Source organism: Flavobacterium circumlabens (assembly GCF_004345565.1).
In the GTDB taxonomy this organism is placed as follows: Bacteria; Bacteroidota; Bacteroidia; order Flavobacteriales; family Flavobacteriaceae; genus Flavobacterium; species Flavobacterium circumlabens.
The window spans coordinates 19,149-43,596 of sequence record NZ_SLWA01000013.1; the positions used below are offsets into that span (position 1 = coordinate 19,149).

At 36.4% G+C, this 24,448-nt stretch carries 16 protein-coding genes; 9 read left to right on the forward strand and 7 right to left on the reverse strand.

Annotated elements, in window-relative coordinates:
* Nucleotides 1–86 precede the first annotated feature (86 nt).
* Complete coding sequence (locus tag EV142_RS22460) at nucleotides 87–1,832, reverse strand: ABC transporter ATP-binding protein (protein ID WP_132038142.1); 1,746 nt, start codon at nucleotides 1,830–1,832, stop codon at nucleotides 87–89.
* Between the two features lie 144 nt (nucleotides 1,833–1,976).
* Here EV142_RS22460 and EV142_RS22465 point away from each other — a divergent pair, with 144 nt between their 5' ends.
* The 5 genes from EV142_RS22465 to EV142_RS22485 all read left to right on the forward strand — a co-directional run bounded on the left by EV142_RS22465 (nucleotide 1,977) and on the right by EV142_RS22485 (nucleotide 12,218).
* Nucleotides 1,977–2,783, forward strand: a complete 807-nt coding sequence (locus tag EV142_RS22465; RefSeq protein ID WP_132038143.1) for a hypothetical protein — start codon at nucleotides 1,977–1,979, stop codon at nucleotides 2,781–2,783.
* A gap of 87 nt (nucleotides 2,784–2,870) precedes the next feature.
* A complete protein-coding gene (locus tag EV142_RS22470) occupies nucleotides 2,871–3,830 on the forward strand; it encodes a GSCFA domain-containing protein (protein WP_132038144.1) in 960 nt (319 codons plus the stop codon).
* A 170-nt stretch (nucleotides 3,831–4,000) separates the two neighbouring features.
* A complete protein-coding gene (locus tag EV142_RS22475; protein ID WP_132038145.1) occupies nucleotides 4,001–9,103 on the forward strand; it encodes a translocation/assembly module TamB domain-containing protein in 5,103 nt (1,700 codons plus the stop codon).
* Nucleotides 9,087–11,402 (forward strand): translocation and assembly module lipoprotein TamL, encoded by a 2,316-nt coding sequence (gene tamL, locus EV142_RS22480; protein ID WP_132038146.1) that lies wholly within the window; start codon nucleotides 9,087–9,089, stop codon nucleotides 11,400–11,402. The genes EV142_RS22475 and tamL overlap by 17 nt, the downstream gene beginning before the upstream one ends.
* Nucleotides 11,403–11,588: 186 nt before the next feature.
* Entirely contained in the window at nucleotides 11,589–12,218 is a 630-nt protein-coding gene (locus EV142_RS22485) for a DUF4230 domain-containing protein (RefSeq protein WP_132038147.1), read from the forward strand.
* 322 nt (nucleotides 12,219–12,540) lie between these two features.
* Here EV142_RS22485 and EV142_RS22490 read toward each other — a convergent pair whose 3' ends face one another.
* Both EV142_RS22490 and EV142_RS22495 read right to left on the reverse strand, forming a co-directional pair.
* Complete coding sequence (locus tag EV142_RS22490; RefSeq protein WP_132038148.1) at nucleotides 12,541–14,298, reverse strand: aromatic amino acid hydroxylase; 1,758 nt, start codon at nucleotides 14,296–14,298, stop codon at nucleotides 12,541–12,543.
* Nucleotides 14,299–14,454: 156 nt separating this feature from the next.
* Nucleotides 14,455–14,838, reverse strand: coding sequence for a group III truncated hemoglobin (locus EV142_RS22495; protein WP_132038149.1), 384 nt, complete (start codon nucleotides 14,836–14,838; stop codon nucleotides 14,455–14,457).
* A gap of 362 nt (nucleotides 14,839–15,200) precedes the next feature.
* On the opposite strand from EV142_RS22495, the gene EV142_RS22500 reads away from it, so the two are divergent.
* Nucleotides 15,201–17,360 carry an RICIN domain-containing protein gene (locus EV142_RS22500; protein ID WP_132038150.1) on the forward strand — a complete coding sequence of 720 codons (2,160 nt, stop codon included), beginning with the start codon at nucleotides 15,201–15,203 and terminating at the stop codon, nucleotides 17,358–17,360.
* 83 nt (nucleotides 17,361–17,443) lie between these two features.
* Here the strand turns inward: EV142_RS22500 and ilvA are convergent, their stop codons facing one another.
* The 4 genes from ilvA to EV142_RS22520 form a co-directional block, all read right to left on the reverse strand.
* Nucleotides 17,444–18,688 (reverse strand): threonine ammonia-lyase IlvA, encoded by a 1,245-nt coding sequence (gene ilvA, locus EV142_RS22505; protein ID WP_132038151.1) that lies wholly within the window; start codon nucleotides 18,686–18,688, stop codon nucleotides 17,444–17,446.
* A 355-nt stretch (nucleotides 18,689–19,043) separates the two neighbouring features.
* Complete coding sequence (locus EV142_RS22510; protein ID WP_132038152.1) at nucleotides 19,044–19,580, reverse strand: DUF4136 domain-containing protein; 537 nt, start codon at nucleotides 19,578–19,580, stop codon at nucleotides 19,044–19,046.
* 99 nt (nucleotides 19,581–19,679) lie between these two features.
* The gene (locus tag EV142_RS22515; RefSeq protein WP_132038153.1) at nucleotides 19,680–21,656 is read right to left on the reverse strand and encodes a urocanate hydratase; all 1,977 of its coding nucleotides are present in this window, start codon (nucleotides 21,654–21,656) and stop codon (nucleotides 19,680–19,682) included.
* Nucleotides 21,657–21,965: 309 nt separating this feature from the next.
* Nucleotides 21,966–22,151, reverse strand: a complete 186-nt coding sequence (locus tag EV142_RS22520; RefSeq protein WP_132038154.1) for a DUF5522 domain-containing protein — start codon at nucleotides 22,149–22,151, stop codon at nucleotides 21,966–21,968.
* 114 nt (nucleotides 22,152–22,265) lie between these two features.
* On the opposite strand from EV142_RS22520, the gene EV142_RS22525 reads away from it, so the two are divergent.
* Genes EV142_RS22525 through EV142_RS22535 form a run of 3 tightly spaced genes read left to right on the forward strand, consistent with a single transcriptional unit; the run spans nucleotide 22,266 to nucleotide 24,386 of the window.
* Complete coding sequence (locus EV142_RS22525) at nucleotides 22,266–22,613, forward strand: hypothetical protein (RefSeq protein ID WP_132038155.1); 348 nt, start codon at nucleotides 22,266–22,268, stop codon at nucleotides 22,611–22,613.
* A complete protein-coding gene (locus EV142_RS22530; protein ID WP_132038156.1) occupies nucleotides 22,610–23,506 on the forward strand; it encodes a 1-aminocyclopropane-1-carboxylate deaminase/D-cysteine desulfhydrase in 897 nt (298 codons plus the stop codon). Before EV142_RS22525 ends, EV142_RS22530 begins: the two co-directional genes overlap by 4 nt.
* Complete coding sequence (locus tag EV142_RS22535) at nucleotides 23,499–24,386, forward strand: glucosaminidase domain-containing protein (RefSeq protein WP_132038157.1); 888 nt, start codon at nucleotides 23,499–23,501, stop codon at nucleotides 24,384–24,386. The genes EV142_RS22530 and EV142_RS22535 overlap by 8 nt, the downstream gene beginning before the upstream one ends.
* The last annotated feature ends 62 nt before the right edge of the window (nucleotides 24,387–24,448 follow it).

The following is a 24,448-nucleotide window of genomic DNA, read 5'->3' on the forward strand; positions in this document are numbered from 1 at the left end:
AGATTTTTAAAATCTGTCGGGTTTTGTATTTCAAGCCTAAAAAAGCTCAGCAACTTAGCACCTTAGTGACTCAGCACCTTAAAATTTTACTTTCTTTCCCCAATCTGCTGACGCCACATTGCGTAATACAAACCTCTTTCAACGATTAAATCTTCATGTTTACCCTGTTCTATAATTTTACCCTGCTCTAAGACAAAAATCCTGTCAGCATGCATAACCGTAGACAACCTGTGGGCGATTAAAACCGTAATTCTGTTTTTATCTGAAATGTTTCGTATGGTTGCATTAATTTCTTCTTCCGTTATAGAATCCAGCGCAGAAGTTGCTTCATCAAAAATCAATAAGTTCGGGTTTCTTAAAATAGCGCGGGCAATAGACAAACGCTGTTTCTCTCCGCCTGAAACTTTAATTCCTCCCTCGCCAATTGTCGTATTTAAGCCATCTTCGGCACGTTTCAGCAATTTTTCACAACTTGCTCTTTTCAGGGCATCATACAAATCTTCGTCAGTCGCATTTGGTTTTACAAACAATAAATTCTCCCGAATCGTTCCGGAAAATAATTGTGCATCCTGAGTAACAAAACCTAATTGTTTTCTTAAATCCAGTAAATCAATTTCAGTTGAATCAATATCATTATAAAGTACCTGCCCTTCTGCCGGAACATACAATCCGACCAATAATTTGACCAAAGTAGTTTTTCCGGATCCGGATGGGCCAACGAAAGCCACAGTCTGGCCTTGTTTTATTTCAAAATTAATATTTTCTACAGCTTTAAATTTTGCAGTTTTATGCTTGAAACTTACATTAGAAAAAAGCAAGGACTGAATTGCTCCAACATGTTTTGGACTTTTCGGACGAAATTCTTTCGGAGCATTTAGAAGAACCCTGAAGTTTTCCATTGAAACTTTAGTCTCGTTAAGGGCTATAATAAAATTCCCTAACTCCTGAAGGGGGCCAAAAATAAAGAAAGTAAAAAATACCATGGTCAGTAAATCTCCCACGATAATTTTCCCTCCAAATAAGAAATAATACAACGTAAAAACAACACACGTTCTTAAAAAATGAACGGTTGTTCCCTGAATAAAACTTAAACTTCTGATGAAACGGATTTTTTGCAATTCAAGCTGGAGAATTTTAAAGGTATTTAAATTCAGACGTTTTTCTTCCTGATAGGTCAATCCGAGACTTTTTACAAGTTCTATGTTTCTTAAACTTTCTGTAGTTGAACCGGCTAAGGCATTGGTTTGATTCACAATTTTTTTGGAAACAACTTTAATCTTTTTACCCAGATAAGAACTCACCAAAGCAATAATTGGTGCCGTAATTAAAAAGATTATCGATATGCGATAATCAATTCGGGAAACATAAAGAACCACAAAGACAAATCCGATAATAGTCTGGAAAATCAAAGAAATGGAAAGTGTAATTAATTTTTCGGAATCAGAGCGTACTTTGGTTAATTTGCTTAAAGTTTCACCACTTCTCTGGTCTTCAAATTCAGCATACGGTAAATCCAGGGATTTTTTAATTCCGTCCGTATACATCTGGGCTCCGGTTCTCTGAATGACAATATTGGTAAAGTAATCCTGAAAATTCTTGGTGATTCTTGAAATCATGGCAGCACCAAGGGAAAGTCCCAGCCAGAAGGCTAAAGACCTGATAAAACCCATTTCATTTCCTTTGTATTTCGCCAGTCCAACCCCGCAGTCCTGCATTAATTTACCGGTAATGATTGAATCTGATAAGCTGAAACAGATATTAATAGTAGCCATAATCAAAGCAAAAAGCAACAGCATTTTGTGTTTGATTATATAAGAATATAGTAATTTCATAAGTGAATTTAAATTTATTGGAGATGCAAAAGTAGTGAATTGTTTGTCTTTGTAAAGTTGATTTATTGTTATTAAAAATGTTAATTATTTTAAACTTTTGTTTTTGATTTAATTTATATTTATCCCCACAAAAAATCTAATCACATGAAAAAACTTTTATTTCTTTTTTGCACTGTAACATTTGTGTTGACATCTTGCTCTAATGATGAAAATTCTTCCCCGGAAAATTCTTCTCAAGACGATAATTCTGTAGTACCCAAAACTATTTCTTATATATATCCTTCCCTTTTATTAGGTGTTGATAGTAAAAGTAGTGCGATGTACAGCGGAAACAAAATTTTAAATAGCAGTGAAGAAGGGTATAAAACAGTATTTACCTACGATGGAGATTTTATTACAAAGCAAGAGGTGTTTAAGTTGGATAAACAAGGAAACCAAACCATAGTTAAAGAGGTTGCATATACATATGAAAATGGAAAATTAAAGACCAGAATCTATAGGGTAATTATTAACGGACAAAGTGGTAGTAGTGATTATATACAAAAAACAGTCTATACTCAGAATACTAATGATCTGATTTCTTATTTAAATTATTCTGTTGATGCAACAACTAAAATTGAGAGTTTAATTAATGAAGGAACTTTGACTTATGAAAATGGCAATCTTGTAAAACTTCAACAAAAGATAAATTCAATAACAACAACTTCAGTTTATGATTATGATACAAAACAGAATCCTCTTAAAAATATTTTAGGTTTTAATTTACTACTAGATGAAATCTATGGATTTGGAAAAAATAATATCATAAAAAAGACCAAAACATCATCTGAAAATACTAATCCGACTGTTTATTTAACAAGTTATATTTATAATGAAAGAGGCTATCCAATCAAGAACACCTCATTGAGTGGAGGAGGATCAGTAGAATATGAAATTGAGTACACTTATTAGAATCTATTTCTCATAAAAACCAAATACTTCAGTATTTGGTTTTTTTATTGGTGGAAATTCGTGAAATTCGTGTTTAAATAATAAGCCATGCAATTCAGAACCTTAATTCCACTTTCCAAAACCAATAATCCAATCGATTATAATTCGAAAGTAATATCTTTAGGTTCCTGTTTTGCTGTAAATATGGCCGAGAAACTGGACTATTTTAAGTTTGAAAACCATACCAATCCGTTTGGGATTATCTTCAATCCGGTTTCGATTGAGAAAATAATAAAAAGGGTATTCAAGCAGGAATTATTTACCGAAAAAGACGTGTTCTTTCATAACGAACGCTGGCATTGTTTTGACATACATTCCGATTGGAGTAATTCCGATAAACAAGAATTGTTAGAGAACTTAAATCAGATTGCAAAAACACTGGTTCAGCAGCTAAGCAACGCAACGCATGTGATAATCACCTACGGAACTTCCTGGATTTATCGAAATACAGAAAGCAGCGAAATCGTAGCCAATTGCCACAAAGTACCTCAAAAGCAATTCTCAAAAGAATTATTATCCGTTGAGACCATTCAGAAAAGCATCCAAAATACCATTGATTTAACTCAGGCCTTAAATCCAAGTATTAATTTCATTTTTACCATTTCGCCAGTCAGACATGTCAAAGACGGTTTTGCAGAAAACCAGCTAAGTAAATCACATTTGTTTACTGCACTTCATCAGGTTTTAAAAACTCATAACTCACAATTTATAACTCATAACTATTTCCCTTCTTACGAAATCATGATGGATGAGCTTCGGGATTATCGTTTTTATGGCGAAGATATGCTGCATCCCAACCCAATCGCAATCGATTATATCTGGCAGCGCTTCAGCGAAAACTATATCACAGAGGACAGTCTTTTGACTATGAAAGAAATTTCGGAAATTCAAAAAGCACTCAATCACCGTAGTTTTAATCCGGACTCGGAACAACATCTTAAATTCCTCTCAAAATTGCAGCAGAAGATTAAATCTATTGAAGAAAAATTCCCCCATATTAAGTTTTAATCCTGTTTTTTATTAAATAAAAAGAAAGAAAAGGATTACTTACGCGTGAAATTTTAGAACAATTTGGCGTAATTGTGTAAATTTTTGAAACATATTTTTTACAATTTTGTAAATTGTATAAGACACAATTTTTGTAACGTAACTTTAATCCAAACGTGTTTTACCGACGTATGAATAAGAAATCCATTCATTTTCTAAAAAAAACATTACGCGTATTGCTTTGGTGCGCGGTTTCGATAGTTGCACTTTTACTTCTTATTACGATTTTAATTCAGGTTCCGGCTATTCAGAATTTCGCAAAAGATAAGGCGATTACCTATCTGCATAAAAAAATAAAAACGAAGGTTTCCCTCGACCGAATTGGAATTAAATTTCCCAAAGAGGTAGTTCTGGAAGGTTTCTATTTTGAAGATCAGCAAAAAGATACTTTGTTAAGCGGTAAGCGTTTAGAGCTGGATGTCGATTTATTTAAACTGATAAGCAGCGAACTCGAAATCAATTCGGTTTCGCTCGAAAATGTAAAAGCCAATATCTCCCGAAATAAAGATGGTGTATTCAACTTCGATTACATCATTAAAGCATTCGAATCAAAAGAAGATAAACCCAAAGATCCCGATAGTAAACCTTTTAAAATATCAGTGGTAGATGTCAATCTCGATCATGTGAAATTTAATTTTAAAGATGACTTTTCTAAAAATGACATTCGCGTAAACCTTACCCATTTTGACACAAAATTCAAAAAATTCGATTTGGACAAAATGGATTTTGATATTCCGAACATCGAATTAAACGGTTTGAAATTAGTGTTAAATCAGGATGTGGTAGAGCAGATTGCGGAAGTTTCGGTAAAAACCGTGGACACCATTTCAAAGAGAAAAGATTTTAAATTGAAATTAGGTAAAATCAAACTTTCGAAAATTGATATTTCATATGATAATAAAGACTCTAAACTGGATTCGGGAATACGTTTAGGAAATTTAGAACTTGCTGTTAATGAAGTCGATTTAAATAAGCAGCTTTTGGATTTTGATTCTTTCGAATTAAAAGATCTGAAAGGAAATTTACGTCTGGGGGCAAAAGACAAACAAATAAAAACTCCGAATTTAGATTCAACGGCAATTCGTCAATCGGGATGGAAAGTAAAACTGAAAGAGGTTGCGATTCAGAATATAGCGTTTCAGTTTGATGATATGCAGTCAAAACCAAATGCAAAAGGAATTGACTACAGCCATTTGGATCTGGATAAATTCAATCTGAAAGCAGAAAAAATATACTATGGAAATGATACGATTTCCGGAAACATACAAACACTTGCCGTAAAGGAAAAAAGCGGTTTAGACATTCAGTCGTTAAAAACAGATTTCTTTTACGGTCCTAAAAAAGCGTACTTGAATGATTTGTATCTGAGAACGCCGCAAACCCTTTTGCAAAATAAAATTCAGGTCGGCTATTCGTCAATTGCAGCACTTAAAAAAGAGCTCGGAAACCTGACTCTGGATGCCAGTCTGAATCAATCCAAAATTGGTTTCAAAGATATTTTGCTTTTTGCTCCTGATTTACGAAAGTCCAATCCTTTTAAAAGTAGCCCTAATGCCGTTTTATATCTGAATACCCGTTTAAGCGGAAAAATCAAAGATCTGAATATTCCACATTTCGAAATGAGCGGAATCGGAACCACAAGAGTTTCTCTTTCGGGCAAAATCAAAGGATTGCCGGATGCCCAAAAAGCCTATTATGATCTGGATATCAAAAAACTGTCCAGTACTTCTAAAGACGTGTACGCTTTTGTCCCGGCAGGAACAATTCCAAAGAATATTCAATTGCCATCGCAGTTTAATGTATTGGGGAAATTTAAAGGTTCCATTCAGAATTTTAAAACCAATCTGGCGCTCAATAGTAGTTTCGGAAATGCAAAAGTAGATGCCTTATTTGATCAGCGTGTCAAAAAAAGAGAAAAGTACGATGCAACGGTTTATTTGCTTGACTTTAATTTAGGACGATTAATCAAAAATGATTCCATTGGGAAAATTACGCTGAAAGCAAAAGTTAAAGGAAAAGGATTAGATCCTAAAACGGCTCAGGCGGAATTGGACGGAATTGTTCAGAAAGCAGTATTCAACAGATACACGTACAGAAATCTGGCTTTAAAAGGAAATATCGAAAACGGATCTTTTGCTGTGAAATCAGGAATGAAAGACCCGAATCTGAATTTTGACCTGGTAGCCAGTGGCGATACGAAAGATAAATATCCATCGGTAAAATTAAAATTAAACCTTGACATTGCCGATCTCGAAAAACTGAATCTTCATGCCGGCCCTATGAAATTGCGTGGTAATGTTGATGCAGATATCGCCAACAGTAACCCGGATTTTTTAAACGGAAAAGTATTTCTTTCGAATATTCAGATCTTGCAGGATGCAGAACCAATTGTTTTAGATTCGGTTCGGGTCATTGCTTTTTCTGATAATACCAGAAACAACATCAAACTAAGCTCGCAGTTTTTAAAAGCTGAAGTAGACGGAAAGTACAAGCTGACGACCTTAACAGCGGCTATAAAAAAATCGCTTTCCAAATACATGGATTTGAAAAATCCGAAAGTAAACGGCGAATCAGACGAACAGCGACTGGCTTTTACACTGACCGTGGATAACGATCCGATATTATTTAAGCTCGTTCCGAAACTAACAGGCCTGGAGCCGATTAAAATTACAGGGAAATACAACAACGTAACCGATTCTTTGGAAATAAAAGGAACGATTCCGCGAATTGTGTACGCGAATAATACCATTTCCGACGGAAAAATAAACATCGAAGGCAAAGAGAATGCTTTGGAATATCAGATTTCCGTTGCAACCATTGAAAGCGGTGAATTGAAAGTTCCGTTTACCAGTTTGTCAGGCAAAGTTGAGAACAATATTCTCACCTATGCGTTGCAGGTAAAAGACACGAAAGACAAAGAGCAGTATGTTATTGCCGGAGAATTTCTGCGTCAGGATGCTAAGAATATCCTGAAAATCAATCCTGAAAATTTTGTACTGAATTATGATAAATGGGCTATCGATCCTGAAAATGCAATTGAGTTTGGCGATAAACGACTTTACATCCATAAATTTTTTCTGTCGAATTCCGGAAACGAACTTAAAATACAGTCTAAAAACAATCAGGTTAATGCACCGGTTGAAGTTGATTTTGTAAACTTCAAAATTGAAACTATTCTGAATATTGTCAAAAAAGACAAACTGCTCATGCAGGGTTTAATCAACGGAAAGGCAGTAGTAGAAAACGTGATGACATCTCCAGTTTTTACTTCAGATTTAAAAATAGATGATTTTGCTTTTAAGGCCGAACCTGTTGGAGATATTGCCATAAAAGTAGATAATAAAACGGCCAATACACTCGCAGCCAATGTAGTTTTGAGTGGTGAAGGAAACGATGTAAACCTTACCGGAAATTACAGAATCAGTGATGGAGATTTAGATTTTAATGTGTCTATTGATAAATTGAATATCAAAAGCATTCAGGGTTTTACAATGGGGAATGTTACGGAAGGGACCGGGTTTTTGTCCGGGAATTTCAAAATTGCAGGAAATACATCAGCGCCAAAAATTGCGGGTGAATTAAACTTTAATGAAACCGGTTTCAGAATCACACAACTGAATTCTTATTTTAAAACCAATAACGAGAAAATCACGTTCAATAACGAAACCATTTCATTTGATAAATTCTCTCTTTTGGATGAAAATGACAATGAATTATTTGTTGACGGAACCATTCAGTCGGCAGATTTCAGAAATTTTAATTTTGCATTAGTCGTTCAGGCAGAAGATTTCAGGGCGATTCATTCGAAAGCTCCGGATAATGATTTGTTTTACGGAGATTTATTTTTAGATACGAAATTAAATATAAAAGGAAACCTTGAGAGTCCGGTTATTGACGGAACAATCAAAATAAATAAAGAAACAAAATTCAGTGTTGTTTTACCACAGTCTGATCCTTCACTTGCAGACAGAGAAGGAATTGTTGAGTTTGTGAATGAAGATAATATGTATCTGAAACAAACGGTTGACATGAAAAATAAACTCGATCAGGCCGAATTAAAAGGCATGGATGTCAATGTGGCCATTACGATCGATAAAGAAGCAGAACTTACTTTGGTAATTGACAAAGGAAATGGTGATTATTTAAATTTGAAAGGAGAAGCACAGCTGGTTGGCGGTATTGACAAATCTGGAAAAACAACCCTGACCGGTAAATATGAATTTACGGATGGAGCTTACGAAATGAATTTCAACGCAATCCGAAGAAAATTTGATATCCAGAAAGGAAGTTATATCGTCTGGAATGGCGAACCGACAATGGCAACCTTAAATATTACAGCCATTTATAAAGTGAACACAGCCCCAATTGATTTGCTTGGCAACCAATTGTCAGGTATGGATCCGGCCGTAAAAAATACGTTCAAACAAAAACTTCCCTTTCAGACTTTATTAAAGATGAATGGCGAATTACTGAAACCGGAAATTTCGTTTGGAATCACTTTGCCGGACGGAAGTTATGATGTGGCCTCCAATGTGGTAGAACTGACGCAGACCAAACTGAAACAGTTAGAACAAGATCCGAACGAATTAAATAAACAGGTTTTTGCCCTTTTATTACTGAATCGATTTGTGGGTGAAAATCCGTTTGAGAGCGAAAGTGGCGGTACAAGTGCAGCAACACTGGCCAGACAAAGTGTGAGCAAAATTTTATCCCAGCAACTTAATGATCTTGCGGGAGAATTGATTACAGGAGTTCAGTTAGAATTTGATCTGGAATCAACAGAAGACTATACGACCGGAACCATGGAAAACAGAACCGATCTGAATGTGGCGGTTTCTAAAAAATTACTCGACGATAGATTAAAAGTTACCGTAGGAAGTAGTTTCGGAGTAGAAGGCCAGGAACGCGCCAACGAAGAAAGTACTAATATTGCGGGAGACGTTGCTTTAGATTATCAGCTTACAAAAGACGGTCGCTATATGGTTCGGGCTTATCGGAAAAACCAATATCAGGTAGCAGTTGAAGGTCAGGTGGTAGAAACCGGAGTCGCTTTTATAATCACGATGAGTTACAATAAATTCCGCGAACTCTTTCATCGCACTGAAGCCGAAAGACAACTGATAAAAGAAGAAAAAGTCCGTAAGGAGAAAAGAAAACAGAAAGAGAAAGAAGAAAAGGAAAAGAAAGAAAACCAACCGGAAAATCAAATTGAAGGAAATGAGCAAAAAACATAGCAATATAGAAACACGATGTATCCGGTATTTTATAGGGCTGACCTTATTTTTTGTTTTTGGATGCAGTAATACGAAATACTTACCGGAAGGTGATTTGCTGTATACAGGAGGTTCTGTAACCGTAAAAGATTCCATTATCAAAAAGAAAGAAAGAAAAGCACTCGAGAAAGAACTGGAAGGCCTGCTTCGTCCTAAACCGAATAAACAAATATTGGGATTGAAACCGAAACTTTGGATTTACAATATCGCCGGAGAACCTAAAAAGCAAAAAGGAATCCGATATTGGCTTAGAACTAAAGTTGGTGAACCACCTGTACTTTTCAGTAAAGTCGATCTGGATTATAATGCTTCTGTTTTACGAAATTTCAGCGAAAATCGTGGTTATTTCAAAACCAGGGTAAGTGCAGATTCTACCGTCAGAAACAAAAGGGTAACGGCAGAATATACCGTTACGCCTAAAAAGCAATACATTATAAAAAGCGTGACTTTTCCGGACGATTCCTTGAAAATGTCCAAAATTATTGCCAGATCTTCCAGAACAAGCCTGCTCAAAGTAGGCAAACCGTACGATCTGGATCTTATTAAAGCCGAAAGAGAACGAATTGATGCACGACTGAAAGAAAAAGGGTATTACTATTTTAATCCCGATTATATTCTGGCCAAAGTAGACAGCAGCAAAGGCGATCATGAAGTTAAAATCAGACTGGTCATAAAAGACGAAGCCCCGTCAAAAGCATTGACAGCGTATAAGATTGGTAATATATTTGTTTATCCGAATTATTCCTTGTCGAATGACAGTGCTGTATACCGAAAAAGAGATATCAAACAGTACAATGATTTTACGATTATAGATACCGCAGATACTTTTAAACCAAGAGTTTTTGACAGAACGATCTATTTTAAAAAAGGAGATTTGTATAACAGAAAAGACCACAATCTGACCCTAAACCGTTTTGTAAATCTTGGAACTTTTAATTTCGTAAAAAACGAATTCAAGGAATCAGATAGTATTCCGAATACTTTAGATTCCTATTATTACTTAACGCTTTTGCCTAAAAAGTTTATTCGCGTTGAGGTTTTGGGGAAAACTAATTCGGCGAGTTATACCGGAACAGAAATCAATGTCAACTGGAACAACAGAAACTTCTTTCGCGGGGCTGAATTGTTTACGGTCTCTGTATTTGGCGGGGCCGATTTTCAGCTTTCAGGAAAGAACAGTGGTAAAAATATATTTAAACTCGGAGCAGAAACAAGTCTGACCTGGCCAAGATTTGTAACGCCCTTTAACATTGAAGGAAACAGTGAATTTGTCCCGAGAACCAAAGCTACAATCCGATATGAATATCAGAACAGAACGCAGCTTTATGCTTTGAATTCATTTAATACTTCGTTCGGATATCTGTGGAAAGAAAACATTCGCAAAGAACATCAGCTAAATGTTATCGATGTGACTTATGTAAGTCCAAATCATGTAACGGACGAATATCTGGCAGATATAGCAGATGATCAGGCATTAGGAAAAGTAATTGAAAAACAATTGATTTTCGGGCCAACCTATTCGTATACCTACACCAATACGATGCAAAAGCGTAAAAAAAATACCTTTTATTTTAATGGTGAAGTTGATTTGGCCGGAAATATTACCGGATTGGTAACAGGCGCCAACATTAAAAAAGACAATGTCAAAAACATATTTGATGTTCCGTTTAGCCAATATGTGAAAGTAAAAACGGATTTCAGGCATTATTTAAAATTAGGAAAAGAAAGCGAATTGGCGAGCAGGGTTATTCTTGGCGTTGGATATGCGTACGGAAATTCAAATTCGCTTCCGACCTCCAAACAATTTGTGGTTGGAGGAACTAACAGTATTCGTGCTTTCAGGGCAAGATCACTGGGACCGGGAAGTTATAAGGCAGAAGTAACTTCCAATGATTACGTGCCGGATCAGTCCGCCGATTTAAAACTGGAGTTCAATACCGAATACCGCGCCAAACTTTTTAGTATTGTAAGAGGTGCTCTCTTTATCGATGCCGGAAATATCTGGCTCTTGCATAATGATCCAAACAGGCAAGGTGCGGAAATTACCAAAGATTTCATGAAACAGATTGCGGTTGGAGCAGGAGCGGGATTGCGTTTTGATCTGTCTTTCCTGGTTTTAAGAACAGATTTGGCTTTTCCGTTACGCATTCCATATTTGCCTGAAGGACAGCGATGGGTGATTGATGATATTAACTTCGGAAGCGGCCCCTGGAGAAAAGACAATCTGATTCTGAATATTGCGATTGGATATCCTTTTTAAAGTTTTTTTCACTACGAATTTTTTTTGCCACGAATTACACAAATTAACACGAATTTCAACTGTTGAAATTTATCAATCAACAAAAAGCATAGATTAGTGAAAATTCGTGTAATTCGTGGCAAAAAAATAAAACTTACAGGAAGCCTTTTGAAAAAAAGAAGTAAATTGGTCTAATAAATAAAGAGAATGCAAAACTTACTTAAAAGAATTTTATCCGTAGCTGTAATTGTAGTTCTTGTGATTTTGGCTTTCAAATATTGCCAATTCAAAAAGGAAGATGATTCTACAATCGACTATAACACCAATCTGATTCAGCAGCAAATCGTAAATGTTGGGAAATTAGTGGTAACCGAAGGACATTTTTCAGAAGTGATAACCTATAAAAATCAACAGAAATACTTGATGGACATGGTTTCTTTCGAGAAGAAAGCCCTTGTAGTCGTAAACGCAAACGTAACGGTAGCCTATGATTTGCATAAAATGAAATACGATATCGACGAAAAAAACAAAACGATTACCATCCTTAATATTCCAAAAGAAGAAATAACAATCAATCCGGATATTCAGTTTTATGACGTCGAACAAAGTAAACTGAACCCGTTTACGGGAGACGATTACAATAAAATCAATAAATCCGTCAAAGCCAATCTGGCTAAAAAAATCGAAAAATCTTCCCTTAAATCAAACGCTAAAAACCGATTAATCAGTGAGTTGTCTAAGATTCTGATTGTAACGAATTCAATGGGCTGGAAATTACAATACAAAGGAAAAACCATTGAATCTGATACCGATTTTAACGAGGATTTGAAATTGTAGGGAAAAGGTTCAAAGGTTTATAGTGACAAAGGTTCTAAGGTTTTTTGTCACAGATAAATCCACACTCTTGTCATTTCGACGAAGAAGGAGAAATTACATTAGAAATTCCAAAATCTTTGTCGAATACCGCATGTGATTTACTTCGTCTGTTCGCTCTCGCTCGGGTCTCCTCCGTAGAAATGACAAAAACTTTGCACGTCAAAAATTAAAATCTGCTCAATCTGCCAAATCTGCGGGAAAAAAATCTGTGGAAACCAGTTTAAATCCGTTAAATCAGCGGACAAAATTCAGCAGTATAAAGCTTCCGTCTTCGTAAAAAAAATTAAACCGCTTTCTTGTCAAAAATCAAATCCAATCCGCCGGAAATCAAATGCGCAACTTCGGGACGTTTTACTTTCAATTGATCCAGGTAAACTAAAACTTCCTGAAATAATTGATTTTCATCTGAATCCTTAAGAAGTTCAGCAATTTCTACAGAAAGAAGCCAATCGTTAGAATGTTTATTTTTAAGTTTTTCGAATACAGATTTTACTTCTGAAACGGAATTTTTATTTTCTCTGATCAGACGAATAGCCTGATACAAATTTTCTAATTCATCACGTTCGTCAGTATGTTTTGCCTTAATGGTTGTGGTTGTCGGAACAGTATTAATCAGGTCAAAACTATTGACATCAGCTGGTCCTGAAAAGGCCGAAACGACTTTTTTGCCAATCGCCATGTCGTAATTCCCCCATTCAGGCTGGAATAATATTGTTTCTCCATGTTTTACGGTGCAATTTCTGAAACTGATCAGAATAATTTCTCCGTGCAGATTTCTGGAACCCGTAATGATTTCACCTTCAACAATAATATTACCTTCAAATTCCAGTTTTACAGCTTCATTTTCAACAATATTATACGCCTGTAAATCCTTCGGGCTCATATCTTCAATCGCTAAATTAAAGCCTTTCAGTTTCCCAATCGGACTTCCGAATCCTTCAGGATGTGTTAAAGTTCCATGACCTACTAACTCTTTTTCGCGGTAGGCCAAAGCTGTTTTTCCGGTAGTCTGAATATAAACAGGTTTTCCTTCATCTTCAATTACATTGGTAAAAAGACCCGAAACCTGTAAACCTGTACTCAATTCAATTGTCCCTAAAGCATTCGAATGAATCAATTTATTAATACCGGAAATACCTCCGGTACGCAGAGCCATTTTATTGGCAAATTCCTCTAAAATCAAACTTAGATAAGAGAAATTTGGCGTTACATACAATTGCGGCTGTAATTGCGTAATATCAAAATTCTGATTCGCTGCTGAGATATCATAAGGGATTTTCTTCACGTTATCAGTCATGCACCAGGCACTTTCTCCAATAGACGAAAGCAATCCGGCACCGTAAATTTTCGGATCTTCAACAGTTCCGATCAGGCCGTATTCAACAGTCCACCAATGCAGGTTCCTGATTTGGGCCATTTCAGATAATTCGCCCATATTATTCTGTAAATCAGCAACTGCTTTTTCGGCTTCATCGATTTTTTCCTGTGGCGTATCTTCCGCTTCTTTCAAAATAGAAAGCAGACGAATCGCTTCGTACATTTGATAATCTTTATGAGATGAAATAGCTTTACAGCCAATTTCTCCAAAACGACGCAAATATTCTGCATATTCAGGATTGGAAATAATTGGAGCGTGGCCGGCACCTTCGTGAATAATGTCCGGTGCAGGAGTGTATTCGATATGTTCTAATTGTCTGATATCTGACGCGATTACCAAAACGTTGTATGCCTGAAATTCCATAAAAGCATTGGGCGGAATAAATCCGTCAACAGCAACGGCAGCCCAGCCAATTTCAGTCAGAATGCGGTTCATACCATACATACTGGGAATAGAATCAATTTCAATTCCCGTTTTTCGTAAACCATCCAGATAAGAATGATGGGCCACTTTAGATAAATAATCTACATTTTTACGCATCACATAACGCCAAACGGCCTGATTAACAGGAGTGTAATCGCTATAATCCTGAGGTTTGATAAATTGCTTTAAATGTTTAGGCAATCTTTCTAATAATGGATTTGTTTCAATATTGGCATTCATTTCGAAAACGTTGTAGATTAGAATGTAAAATTACGAATTTAGCCCGCTATTTTTTGCTATTCATTGCAATTTTTTTGTTCGAAATGATTTTTTATTGCATTTTTCGTGAGTTCACTCCATCAGACCGCAAAGAGCTTTTTGGTCCTGCTTATCAGGCTAGAGATTTTCGGCATTCCTGAAATATTCGATTTTATAATTGAACATATAGGCCATATTTGCCGCACGGATTTTAGCTTCTTCCGCTAATTTACCCACAAATAAAAAATCGACAGTCGAGTTAAATATCTCCATCCAGCGATCAAAATGAGTTTGATTTACCGGTAAGTGTTTGTGTGGAGGGAAAGGACTTCCGGAATATGTATGCTCTTCTAACAAAATAGTCTGCCAGAAACGATACATCTTTTCCAGATGTTCGGGCCATCTGCCTAACATTTTTTCATTAAAAATGGGGCCGATTAAATCATCATCCTGAACTTTTGCATAAAAAGTATTCACTAAAAGTTTAATATCGCCTAAGCTTGAAATATCCTGAGTTGCCATGTTGTAAAAGGTAAAATTCAATTGCAAAAATACAATATAACAAAGGGTTTATTTTCTGATATTTATCATTTAACAGCATTTTTTGATTTCTAAAATGCTGTTTTTTCTATCCTTTTTGCACCAAACAGATCTTGATGTATAGTTTACTTTTTGAAAGAATATTTATTTTACATTAATGTATTGTTAATCAGTATATTGAGTTTAAATCAGATATGTTTTTGTAAGGTTTTATGACTGTTTTGATGTGTTTTTGTTAAGTTTGTAAATTATTGTTTTAATAAAAATTAACATAAATTTGAAGGTAATTAATAAAATTAATCTTAAAAATAAAGAAAAATTAAATTATCAAAACCTTAAAAAAAATGAACAAAACTACCCCAAAAACCAAAGACCGAATAAAGTGTATTATAATGATGCCAATCATTATGTTATTACTGTTCACTGTTAAAACGAATGCCCAGACTGTCACTCCGTGGATGACTACAGGAGATCAGTCCAAATTATTGCAACAGCAAAACACTGTAAATTTTGGTGCTAATTCAGGAAGTAATCCTTCAACGGTAACCATTAACCCGGCAACGACTTACCAGACCATGGACGGATTTGGTTATACCCTTACAGAAGGAAGTTGTGAGGTGATTAGCGGAATGGCAGCCACTCAGCAAAATCAATTATTAAATGATTTGTACAATCCGACAACGGGTCTAAATGCCAGTGTGGTGAGAATTAGTATCGGAGCATCCGATTTAAGCAGCTCTTCTTACAGTTACAATGAAACTTCGGGTGATGTCAATATGAATAATTTTAGTCTGAACGGACCCGATCTCACGTATTTAATTCCGATTCTAAAAAAGATCCTGCTTATTAATCCCAATATAAAAATATTAGCCACTCCATGGTCAGCGCCACGCTGGATGAAAACCAATAACTCATGGGTTGGTGGAAGTTTGCAGACCCAATATTATGCCGCTTACGCCAGGTATTTCGTGAAATATTTTGCCGCCATGCAGGCACAGGGAATTTCGATTTGGGGAATTACACCTCAAAACGAACCTGAAAATCCAAATAACGAACCGAGTATGTTAATGAATTCGACAGAACAAAAGAATTTTATTAATACACAATTGGGTCCTCAGATGGCAACGGCAGGTTATGGAAATATAAAAATCATAGCTTTTGATCATAATTGCGACAATACAGCTTATCCGATTGATGTTTTAAACAATAGCGGGTATGTTGATGGCGCAGCGTTTCATTTGTATTTGGGAAATATTTCGGCTATGTCAACAGTACGAAATGCTACCAATAAAAACGTTTATTTTACAGAACAATACACCGGATCAGGCGGTAGTTTTAGCGGAGATTTTGGCTGGCACATGCAAAATGTGGTGATCGGAAGTACGAATAACTGGGCAAAAACAGTCCTGGAATGGAACGCAGCAAACAATTCGGGTTTAGGACCACGTACTCCCGGCGGATGTAACACTTGTCTCGGAGCTATTACCGTGAATAATAGTACCAGTTATACTAAAAATGTAGCCTATTATATTATCGGGCAAATCTCAAAATTTGTCAAACCGGGAGCTTTACGAATTTCATCTTCTACTACAAATGGAAGTATTGTTTCTGCAGGATTCAAAAATCCTGACGGATCGATTGCACTTGTGGTTTATAATTCAGGAGGATCATCTAATACCATCAGAATCGTTTCGGGATCATCTGCTTTTGATTATGCGGTTCCCGGATCTTCGGCAGTGACATTTACCTGGGGTGCCGGAACGCCGCCGCCAACTGGTTATCCGGGCTATTACAATATTATTTCCAGAAACAGCAATAAAGGATTGGATGTGGCCGATAATGCTACAACAAGCGGAAGCAGGATTCAGCAATACGATATCACAAACGGCGGAGGAAATAATCAGCGCTGGAAATTTGTGTCGGCCGGAAGTGGTAATTTTTATATTATTGTGAAATCGACTCAAATGTATCTGACAACCGAAAATAACGGTACCGGCGATGGCGTAAAGGTGGTGCAAAAAACTTTCGCTGCTACAAATGAATTTAAATGGACCGTTACCAGTCTTGGTGGAGGCTATTATAAAATCATCAATGTAAACAGCGGGAAATCACTTGACGTTGAAAATGTTTCAACTGCCAATGGCGCCAATATTCAGGTTTGGTCTTACACAGGAGGTTTAAATCAGCAATGGCAACTTGTGCAGATTGAATCCACAGCAAAAATGGGTATTTCAAAGGACATTACTGCAGAAACAGAGGACCAAAATGAAAGAACTGTTTTTATAAATGCAACTAATGATTATTTAAAAATTGGCACCAATCATCAAGGTGACGGTTCCGTAGAAGTTTTCACCATTTCGGGACAAAGCGTCCTGAGAAAGTCCGTAAGTTTTGTGAAAGGAAATCCATCTGAAATAGAAATTTCAAAATTACGCAGAGGACTTTACATCGTTAAAATTAATGATGATAAAGGCACTTATTCTAAAAAAGTGCTCAAACAATAAAATTCAAATCTATAATTAGTTAGTAATTTTATTTGATTTGAAAGGCTGTCTGGTATCAGACAGCCTTTTTTATTTTCATTCAATTAACCTATTAACTGCGTAAACAAATCCTGATTGTCATTCAGGTATTGGAATTCAAAACCATTTTTGGTCATGTTCATTTTAATAGCCAGAATGTCTTTTTTATTTTTCAATTCCAAACCAACTACAACAGACCCAACTTCGCGGCTGTTTTTTTTCGCAAATTGAAAATAAGTGATATCATCATCCGGACCTAAAATATTGTTTACAAATTCCTTTAAAGCACCGGGGCGTTGTGGAAACTGAATCATAAAATAATGCATCAATCCCTCGTACAGGAGAGAACGTTCTTTTATTTCAGCGGTTCTTTCGATATCATTATTACTTCCGCTCACCACGCAGACTACATTTTTATCTTTAATTTTATCTTTGTAAAAATCTAATGCTGCAATGGTCAAAGCTCCTGCCGGCTCTACAACCATGGCTTCTTCGTTGTACAATCTCAAAATTGTGGTACACACTTTTCCTTCCGGAACCAGAATAATATCGTCCAGGTTTTTGCGGCAAACCTCAAAAGTCATATCGCCCACTTGCTTTACAGCGGCTCCATCAACAAATTTATCAATGGTGGTAAGGGCGGTGTTTTTGTTTTCCTGAATGGAATTTTTCATCGAAGGCGCGCCTTTTGGTTCTACACCGATAATTTTGGTTTCCGGACTCAGTTGTTTGAAAACTTCAGACAGACCTGAAGCCAGTCCGCCGCCGCCAATTGGAACGAAAACGTAATCTATGGGTTCTTTAAAGGTATCAAGGATTTCCAATCCCACAGTTCCCTGACCAGCCATGACTTTTATATCATCGAAAGGATGAATGAAAATTTTATGGTTTTTGATGGCATCTGCTGTCGCTGACGCATAAGCATCATCAAAAGTATCTCCGGTAAGAATAATTTCAACAAATGATTTTCCGAACAGTTGTACCTGTTTTACTTTTTGCTTTGGAGTTGTTTTCGGCATATAGATTTTGCCTTGTATATGGAGTAAATTACAGGAATATGCAACTCCCTGGGCGTGATTTCCAGCACTTGCACACACAATTCCGGTTGCTTTCTCACTTTCGTTTAACGAAGAAATCTTATTATAAGCACCCCTGATCTTATACGACCGGACAATTTGTAAATCTTCTCTTTTTAATAAAATTGTAGCTTTAAATTCGTCTGAAAGATTCAGGTTTTGTGTGAGTGGAGTAGCGGCAACTACATTTTCGAGCTGCTTCTTAGCAGTAAGGACTTCGTTAAATAAATTCATAATTTTTGTTTTTTTTTGCCACAGATTAATTGATTTAAAAAGATTTTAATCTGTGAGAATCTGTGAAATCTGTGGCAAAAATTAATGCACTATGTTTAAATAAAAAAACCTCCCGAATTGGGAGGTTTGATAAATTGTATTTGTTTACTTCTTTATATAACACCTCGCCATTACTGCTGAATTGCAATAATGTTAATCACGATAATAATGTTATTTAAGTTTGACATTTTTTGTTGTTTGAAAAACAAATGTATTAATTATTTTGTAAAGTACCCGGAGAAGTTTTTCTTGTTTTAAAAAAAAACGGATCCCAATAGTCTATCATCCGGAGAGACTGAAAAACTGAGACTGAAAACTACTTTTTAACAGGCGGGTATTGCGCTAAAATTTTAGTTACAAACTCGTTTACTTTTTCATCTTTCTTATCAGCGTTTTTAGTCAGCGTTCCGATTCCTTCGCCCTGCCAGATCATTTCTTTCTTTTTGGCATCGATAAAATCAATAAATAAAGTTCCCTGTGTAGAAGTAGAAACCGTAGTTTGTCCTCCGTACATCATATAAGGATTCCATCCCCATCCCCAACCGTAGCCCCATCCGGCGCTAAATTGGTTGACATCTACCTGCTCTCTTGATTTGGTAAAAATGTTGATCAGCATATCAGGATTTTCACTTTTTGTAAAACCTTTTGCCTGCATTTGTGCTTCAATAGCATGCAGAATACGTCTTTTATCCAAATCAGAAATCTCTACCTTATCAATACCTGGCTTAAAGAAAGCATATGTTTTATAAGGCGTAAAATCGACACTTTTGTCGTAATCGGAATAAACACTAACTGTACTGCAGGAAGTCAGTATTAAAAGCAGAAAAATCGGTAGTAATTTGAATGTTTTCATATTTATAAAAATTTAATGTTCTTGTTCCTTTGTCACGCTGAGCGAAGTGGAAGCCCTTTTTTTATTAGCCTTCGACTTCGCTCAGGATAACACTGTATACTAAAATAAACTTTCGTCGACAATATTCGGTAAAGTCACTTTTAATAAAGGCTGAAATTCCATTGCTCTTTTTATGGCAAAAATAGCTTCGTCATTTCGTGCCCAGCTTCGTCTTGAAATTCCGTTGTTAACATCCCAAAAAAGCATTGATGCTAAACGTTTTGAAGCCTCTTTAGAACCATCAAGAACCATACCAAAGCCACCGTTTATAACCTCTCCCCAGCCAACTCCGCCGCCATTGTGAATAGAAACCCAGGTGGCACCCCTAAAACTGTCTCCAATCACATTCTGAATCGCCATATCGGATGTAAAACGGGAACCATCATAGATGTTGGAGGTTTCGCGGTAAGGCGAATCTGTTCCGGAAACGTCATGATGATCACGGCCCAAAACAACCGTTCCAATTTCGCCTCTTGCAATCGCCTGGTTAAAAGCTTCTGCAATTTTAATACGCCCTTCGGCATCTGCATATAATATTCGGGCCTGAGAGCCTACAACCAGTTTGTTTTCCTGAGCACCTTTGATCCATTTGATATTGTCCTGCATTTGCTGCTGAATTTCATTTGGAGCCGTCTTTGCCATTTCTTCTAAAACCTGGGAAGCAATGGTATCTGTCTTTTGTAAATCTTCCGGTTTTCCGGAAGTACAAACCCATCTGAAAGGACCGAATCCGTAATCAAAACACATTGGTCCCATAATGTCCTGAACATAACTTGGGTATTTAAAATCGATATTATTTTCGGCCATTACCGCTGCACCGGCGCGGGAAGCTTCCAGTAAAAAAGCATTTCCGTAATCGAAAAAGTAAGTCCCTTTTGCGGTATGTTTGTTAATCGCATCCGCATGTCGGCGTAGTGTTTCCTGTACTTTTTCTTTGAATAATTCAGGATTATTAGCCATCATTTCGTTAGCTTCTTCAAAAGAGATGCCAACCGGATAATAACCGCCAGCCCACGGATTGTGAAGCGAGGTCTGGTCGGAACCCAAATCGATTTTGATGTTTTCTTTATCGAAACATTCCCAGACATCAACGACATTTCCTAAGTATGCAATCGAAACCACTTCTTTATTGGCTTTCGCCGAAGTCACTCTTTTCACCAGTTCTTCAGTCGAAGTTACGATCTCGTTAATCCAGCCTTGTTCGTGACGAATTTTGGTAATTTTAGGATTTACCTCGGCACAAACGGTAACGCAGCCGGCAATATTCCCTGCTTTTGGCTGTGCACCGCTCATTCCGCCTAATCCTGAAGTGACGAATAAACTTCCTTCAGGGGTTTGTTTTATTTTTCTGAAACCATTCAAAACCGTAATGGTCGTTCCGTGTACAATTCCCTGTGGGCCAATATACATATAACTTCCGGCAGTCATTTGCCCGTATTGTGACACTCCAAGAGCATTCATCTTTTCCCAATCGTCCGGTTTGGAGTAGTTGGGGATCACCATTCCGTTCGTCACTACAACCCTTGGTGCTTCTGTATGCGAAGGAAATAATCCCATTGGATGTCCTGAATACATCGTCAGCGTTTGCTCATCTGTCATTTCAGACAAATATTGCATGGTTAGTAAATATTGTGCCCAGTTCTGAAAAACAGCCCCGTTACCACCATACGTAATTAACTCATGCGGATGTTGTGCTACGGCATAATCCAGGTTGTTCTGAATCATGTGCATAATGGCTTTGGCCTGTACTGATTTTCCCGGATATTCGTCGATGGGTCTGGCGTACATTCTGTAATCCGGACGAAAGCGGTACATATAAATTCGGCCGTGTTTTTCTAATTCTTCTGAAAATTCAGTAATTAATTCAGCGTGATGTTTGGAGTCAAAATAACGTAATGCATTTTTTAAAGCCAGTTTTTTTTCTTCCGCAGAAAGTATTTCTTTTCGTTTTGGCGCATGGTTAATCGCTAAATCGTATTGTTTTTTCGGAGGTAATATGCTTGGTATTCCTTGTTGTATTTCTTCTTGAAAAGTCATTTTTCTTAGATTGTTAGAGGATTGGATTATTAGACTTCTTAGATTTTCTCCAAGGGTAAATAATCCAATAGCCGTGGTAATTAAAAGTTAGTTAAGTAAATTATATTTGTTTGAAAAGAAATTATCTCATTTTCAAATGGACACACTTTCTAATTAAAACTAAGGATAACGAATATCCGACCTGTGATAGGATTTGTGGATTTTAATCCTAAATTTTCGCAAGAGAATATCCATATGTAATTTTAGATTTTAGATTGTTGAATTATAAGTTAGTTAAGAAATTATCTAATTATCAAATTGACACATTCTCTAATTCACCTTCTTCTTAATTTCTCCGGTTCGTTTGTCAAATCCATACGGACAGTGACGACAGCCGCTTTTACAGCAATATCCGCGTTTTAAATGGTGTTTTTCGGTAAAGCATTTGTAACCTTCGGGGGTATAATAAAAATCTTCGCCCTCGGTTAATTTATTTTCATTACTTTGCTCTTTCATAATCCTGTTTAAGGGCAATGTCGATTTGTTTTTAAAATCAAATCAATAATTTTGATTATTATTTTAATGAAAACAAACAATTTTGCCTCTACAAATTTATAAATTTTACAGTCAATGTTTCTAATTGTTGCTAAATATTTAATTCCGAATGGATATCGCGGAATGGCCGTGTTTCCGTTTGTTCTAATGAAATATAGCGATGATAAAACCAACAGGACTTTTGTCAATCACGAAAAGATTCATTTGCGGCAACAACTGGAAATGCTGATCCTCCCTTTTTTTGTCTGGTATTTTTTAGAATACCTGTTCCGGTTGATTCAATATAAAAATGCAGCAATAGCGTATCAGAATATTAGTTTTGAAAGAGAAGCCTATGCCCACGAAACCAATTATGATTATTTGAAAAACCGTCCGTTTTTTAAATTCAGGAACTACTTAACCTTAAACAAAAATAGATTTTGAACCAGGAAATTCATATCGATTTTCAGAACAATATTTCTTTGACCATAAAGCGGGAAGATTTAATCCATCCCTTTATTTCGGGGAATAAATTCCGGAAACTAAAATACAATCTGCTTCAGGCAAAAGCGGAAAATAAGAAAACGGTATTGACTTTTGGCGGTGCTTTTTCGAACCATATTGCAGCGGTTGCCTTTGCGGGCAAAGAATACGGATTTAAAACCATCGGACTGATTCGCGGGGAAGAACTCTTTGGTAAAATTGAAGAAAATCCAACGTTGAAATTTGCTCAGGAAAACGGAATGCAATTGGAATTTGTTTCCAGGGAAGACTATCGGCTTAAAAATGAAATTTCTTTTTTAGAAAATTTAAAGCAGCAATTCGGCGACTTTTATCTGGTACCCGAAGGAGGGACAAATGAGCTGGCGGTAAAAGGCTGCGAAGAGATTCTGACTGCAGAAGATGCTGCTTTCAATTACGTTTGTTGTGCTGTCGGAACCGGCGGAACTATTTCGGGATTGATAAATAGTGCTCATCCGGATCAGAAGATTTTAGGATTTCCGGCGTTAAAAGGTGACTTTCTAAAGGATGAAATTCGTATTTTTGCAAAAAAAGATAACTGGGATTTAATTTCTGACTATCATTTTGGAGGATACGGAAAGATAAATTTAGAATTAATTGAATTTATCAACGCTTTTTTTGATGAAAATAAAGTGCCTTTAGACCCAATTTATACGGGAAAGATGGTTTTTGGCGTTATAGATTTAATCCGTAAAAACTATTTTCCTGCGCATTCAAAAATTTTGCTCATTCATACCGGCGGATTGCAGGGAATTGACGGAATGAATTTAAAGTTGATGCAGAAGAAATTACCAATACTAAAAACGAATGTTTAAAAAAATAATACTACTCTTCATAATCGCAGCATTGGCTGGCTGTTCTTCCAGTAAGCCTGCTATTGCCACAACTAAAAAACAGGCGGCGATTCAGAAACCCAGGGTAGCTTCGACTAAAAAAGGGACCTATTCTAAACCTATAGGTAAATATCCCACCACAAATAATACCACTGAGGTTATTCAGTCTACTTCAAAAACGGTTGTTACAAGTGATTTGATCAATAATTATGTTTTGCAGTTTAAAGATATTGCAATGGGAAATATGCAGAAATATGGCATTCCGGCAAGTATTATTCTGGCACAGGGAATTTTGGAATCCGGTGCAGGAAGGGGAGATCTGGCTTTGGAAGCCAATAATCATTTCGGAATAAAATGTCATAAGGACTGGCTGGGCGAAAGTGTTCGCCATGATGACGATTCCGCTCAGGAATGTTTTCGAAAATATACAGAAGCTTCAGATTCCTATCGGGATCATGCTTTGTTTTTGGTAGGCAAGAACAGATATGCGACATTATTTACTTACGAAAAAGATGATTACAAAGCCTGGGCAAAAGGTTTACGTGCTGCGGGTTATGCCACTGATCCTAACTATCCGGATAAGTTAATTAGTTACATAGAAAGGTATAATCTGCATCAGTACGATTGTCTGGTTACCGGAAAGAGCTATACGGCAATTAATAAATCGGCTCCGACAAGAACCTCAAATACAAAAACAAATTCGGAGCCAGCTTCAAATGATCCCAATCTATACGAAGTTCAAAAAGGAGATACCTTATATTCAATTTCAAAAAAATTCAATGTATTGGTTGATGATTTAAAACGAAAAAACAATCTTTCAGACAATGCTCTTTCTGTTGGACAGAAGTTGAAGGTGATGTAGTTTTTTTAGTCTCAGTCTCAGTGAAATCGTAAATAATCTAAAATCAGAACTCTAAAATATAA

Coding starts and splice junctions, on each gene's coding strand:
- EV142_RS22485 (WP_132038147.1), top strand. CDS start 11,589: ATGCAAAACTTACTTAAAAGAATTTTATCCGTAGCTGTAATTGTAGTT.
- EV142_RS22515 (WP_132038153.1), bottom strand. CDS start 21,656: ATGACTTTTCAAGAAGAAATACAACAAGGAATACCAAGCATATTACCT.
- EV142_RS22465 (WP_132038143.1), top strand. CDS start 1,977: ATGAAAAAACTTTTATTTCTTTTTTGCACTGTAACATTTGTGTTGACA.
- EV142_RS22525 (WP_132038155.1), top strand. CDS start 22,266: ATGTTTCTAATTGTTGCTAAATATTTAATTCCGAATGGATATCGCGGA.
- EV142_RS22520 (WP_132038154.1), bottom strand. CDS start 22,151: ATGAAAGAGCAAAGTAATGAAAATAAATTAACCGAGGGCGAAGATTTT.
- ilvA (WP_132038151.1), bottom strand. CDS start 18,688: ATGAATTTATTTAACGAAGTCCTTACTGCTAAGAAGCAGCTCGAAAAT.
- EV142_RS22470 (WP_132038144.1), top strand. CDS start 2,871: ATGCAATTCAGAACCTTAATTCCACTTTCCAAAACCAATAATCCAATC.
- EV142_RS22460 (WP_132038142.1), bottom strand. CDS start 1,832: ATGAAATTACTATATTCTTATATAATCAAACACAAAATGCTGTTGCTT.
- tamL (WP_132038146.1), top strand. CDS start 9,087: ATGAGCAAAAAACATAGCAATATAGAAACACGATGTATCCGGTATTTT.
- EV142_RS22495 (WP_132038149.1), bottom strand. CDS start 14,838: ATGGCAACTCAGGATATTTCAAGCTTAGGCGATATTAAACTTTTAGTG.
- EV142_RS22535 (WP_132038157.1), top strand. CDS start 23,499: ATGTTTAAAAAAATAATACTACTCTTCATAATCGCAGCATTGGCTGGC.
- EV142_RS22510 (WP_132038152.1), bottom strand. CDS start 19,580: ATGAAAACATTCAAATTACTACCGATTTTTCTGCTTTTAATACTGACT.
- EV142_RS22500 (WP_132038150.1), top strand. CDS start 15,201: ATGAACAAAACTACCCCAAAAACCAAAGACCGAATAAAGTGTATTATA.
- EV142_RS22490 (WP_132038148.1), bottom strand. CDS start 14,298: ATGAATGCCAATATTGAAACAAATCCATTATTAGAAAGATTGCCTAAA.
- EV142_RS22475 (WP_132038145.1), top strand. CDS start 4,001: ATGAATAAGAAATCCATTCATTTTCTAAAAAAAACATTACGCGTATTG.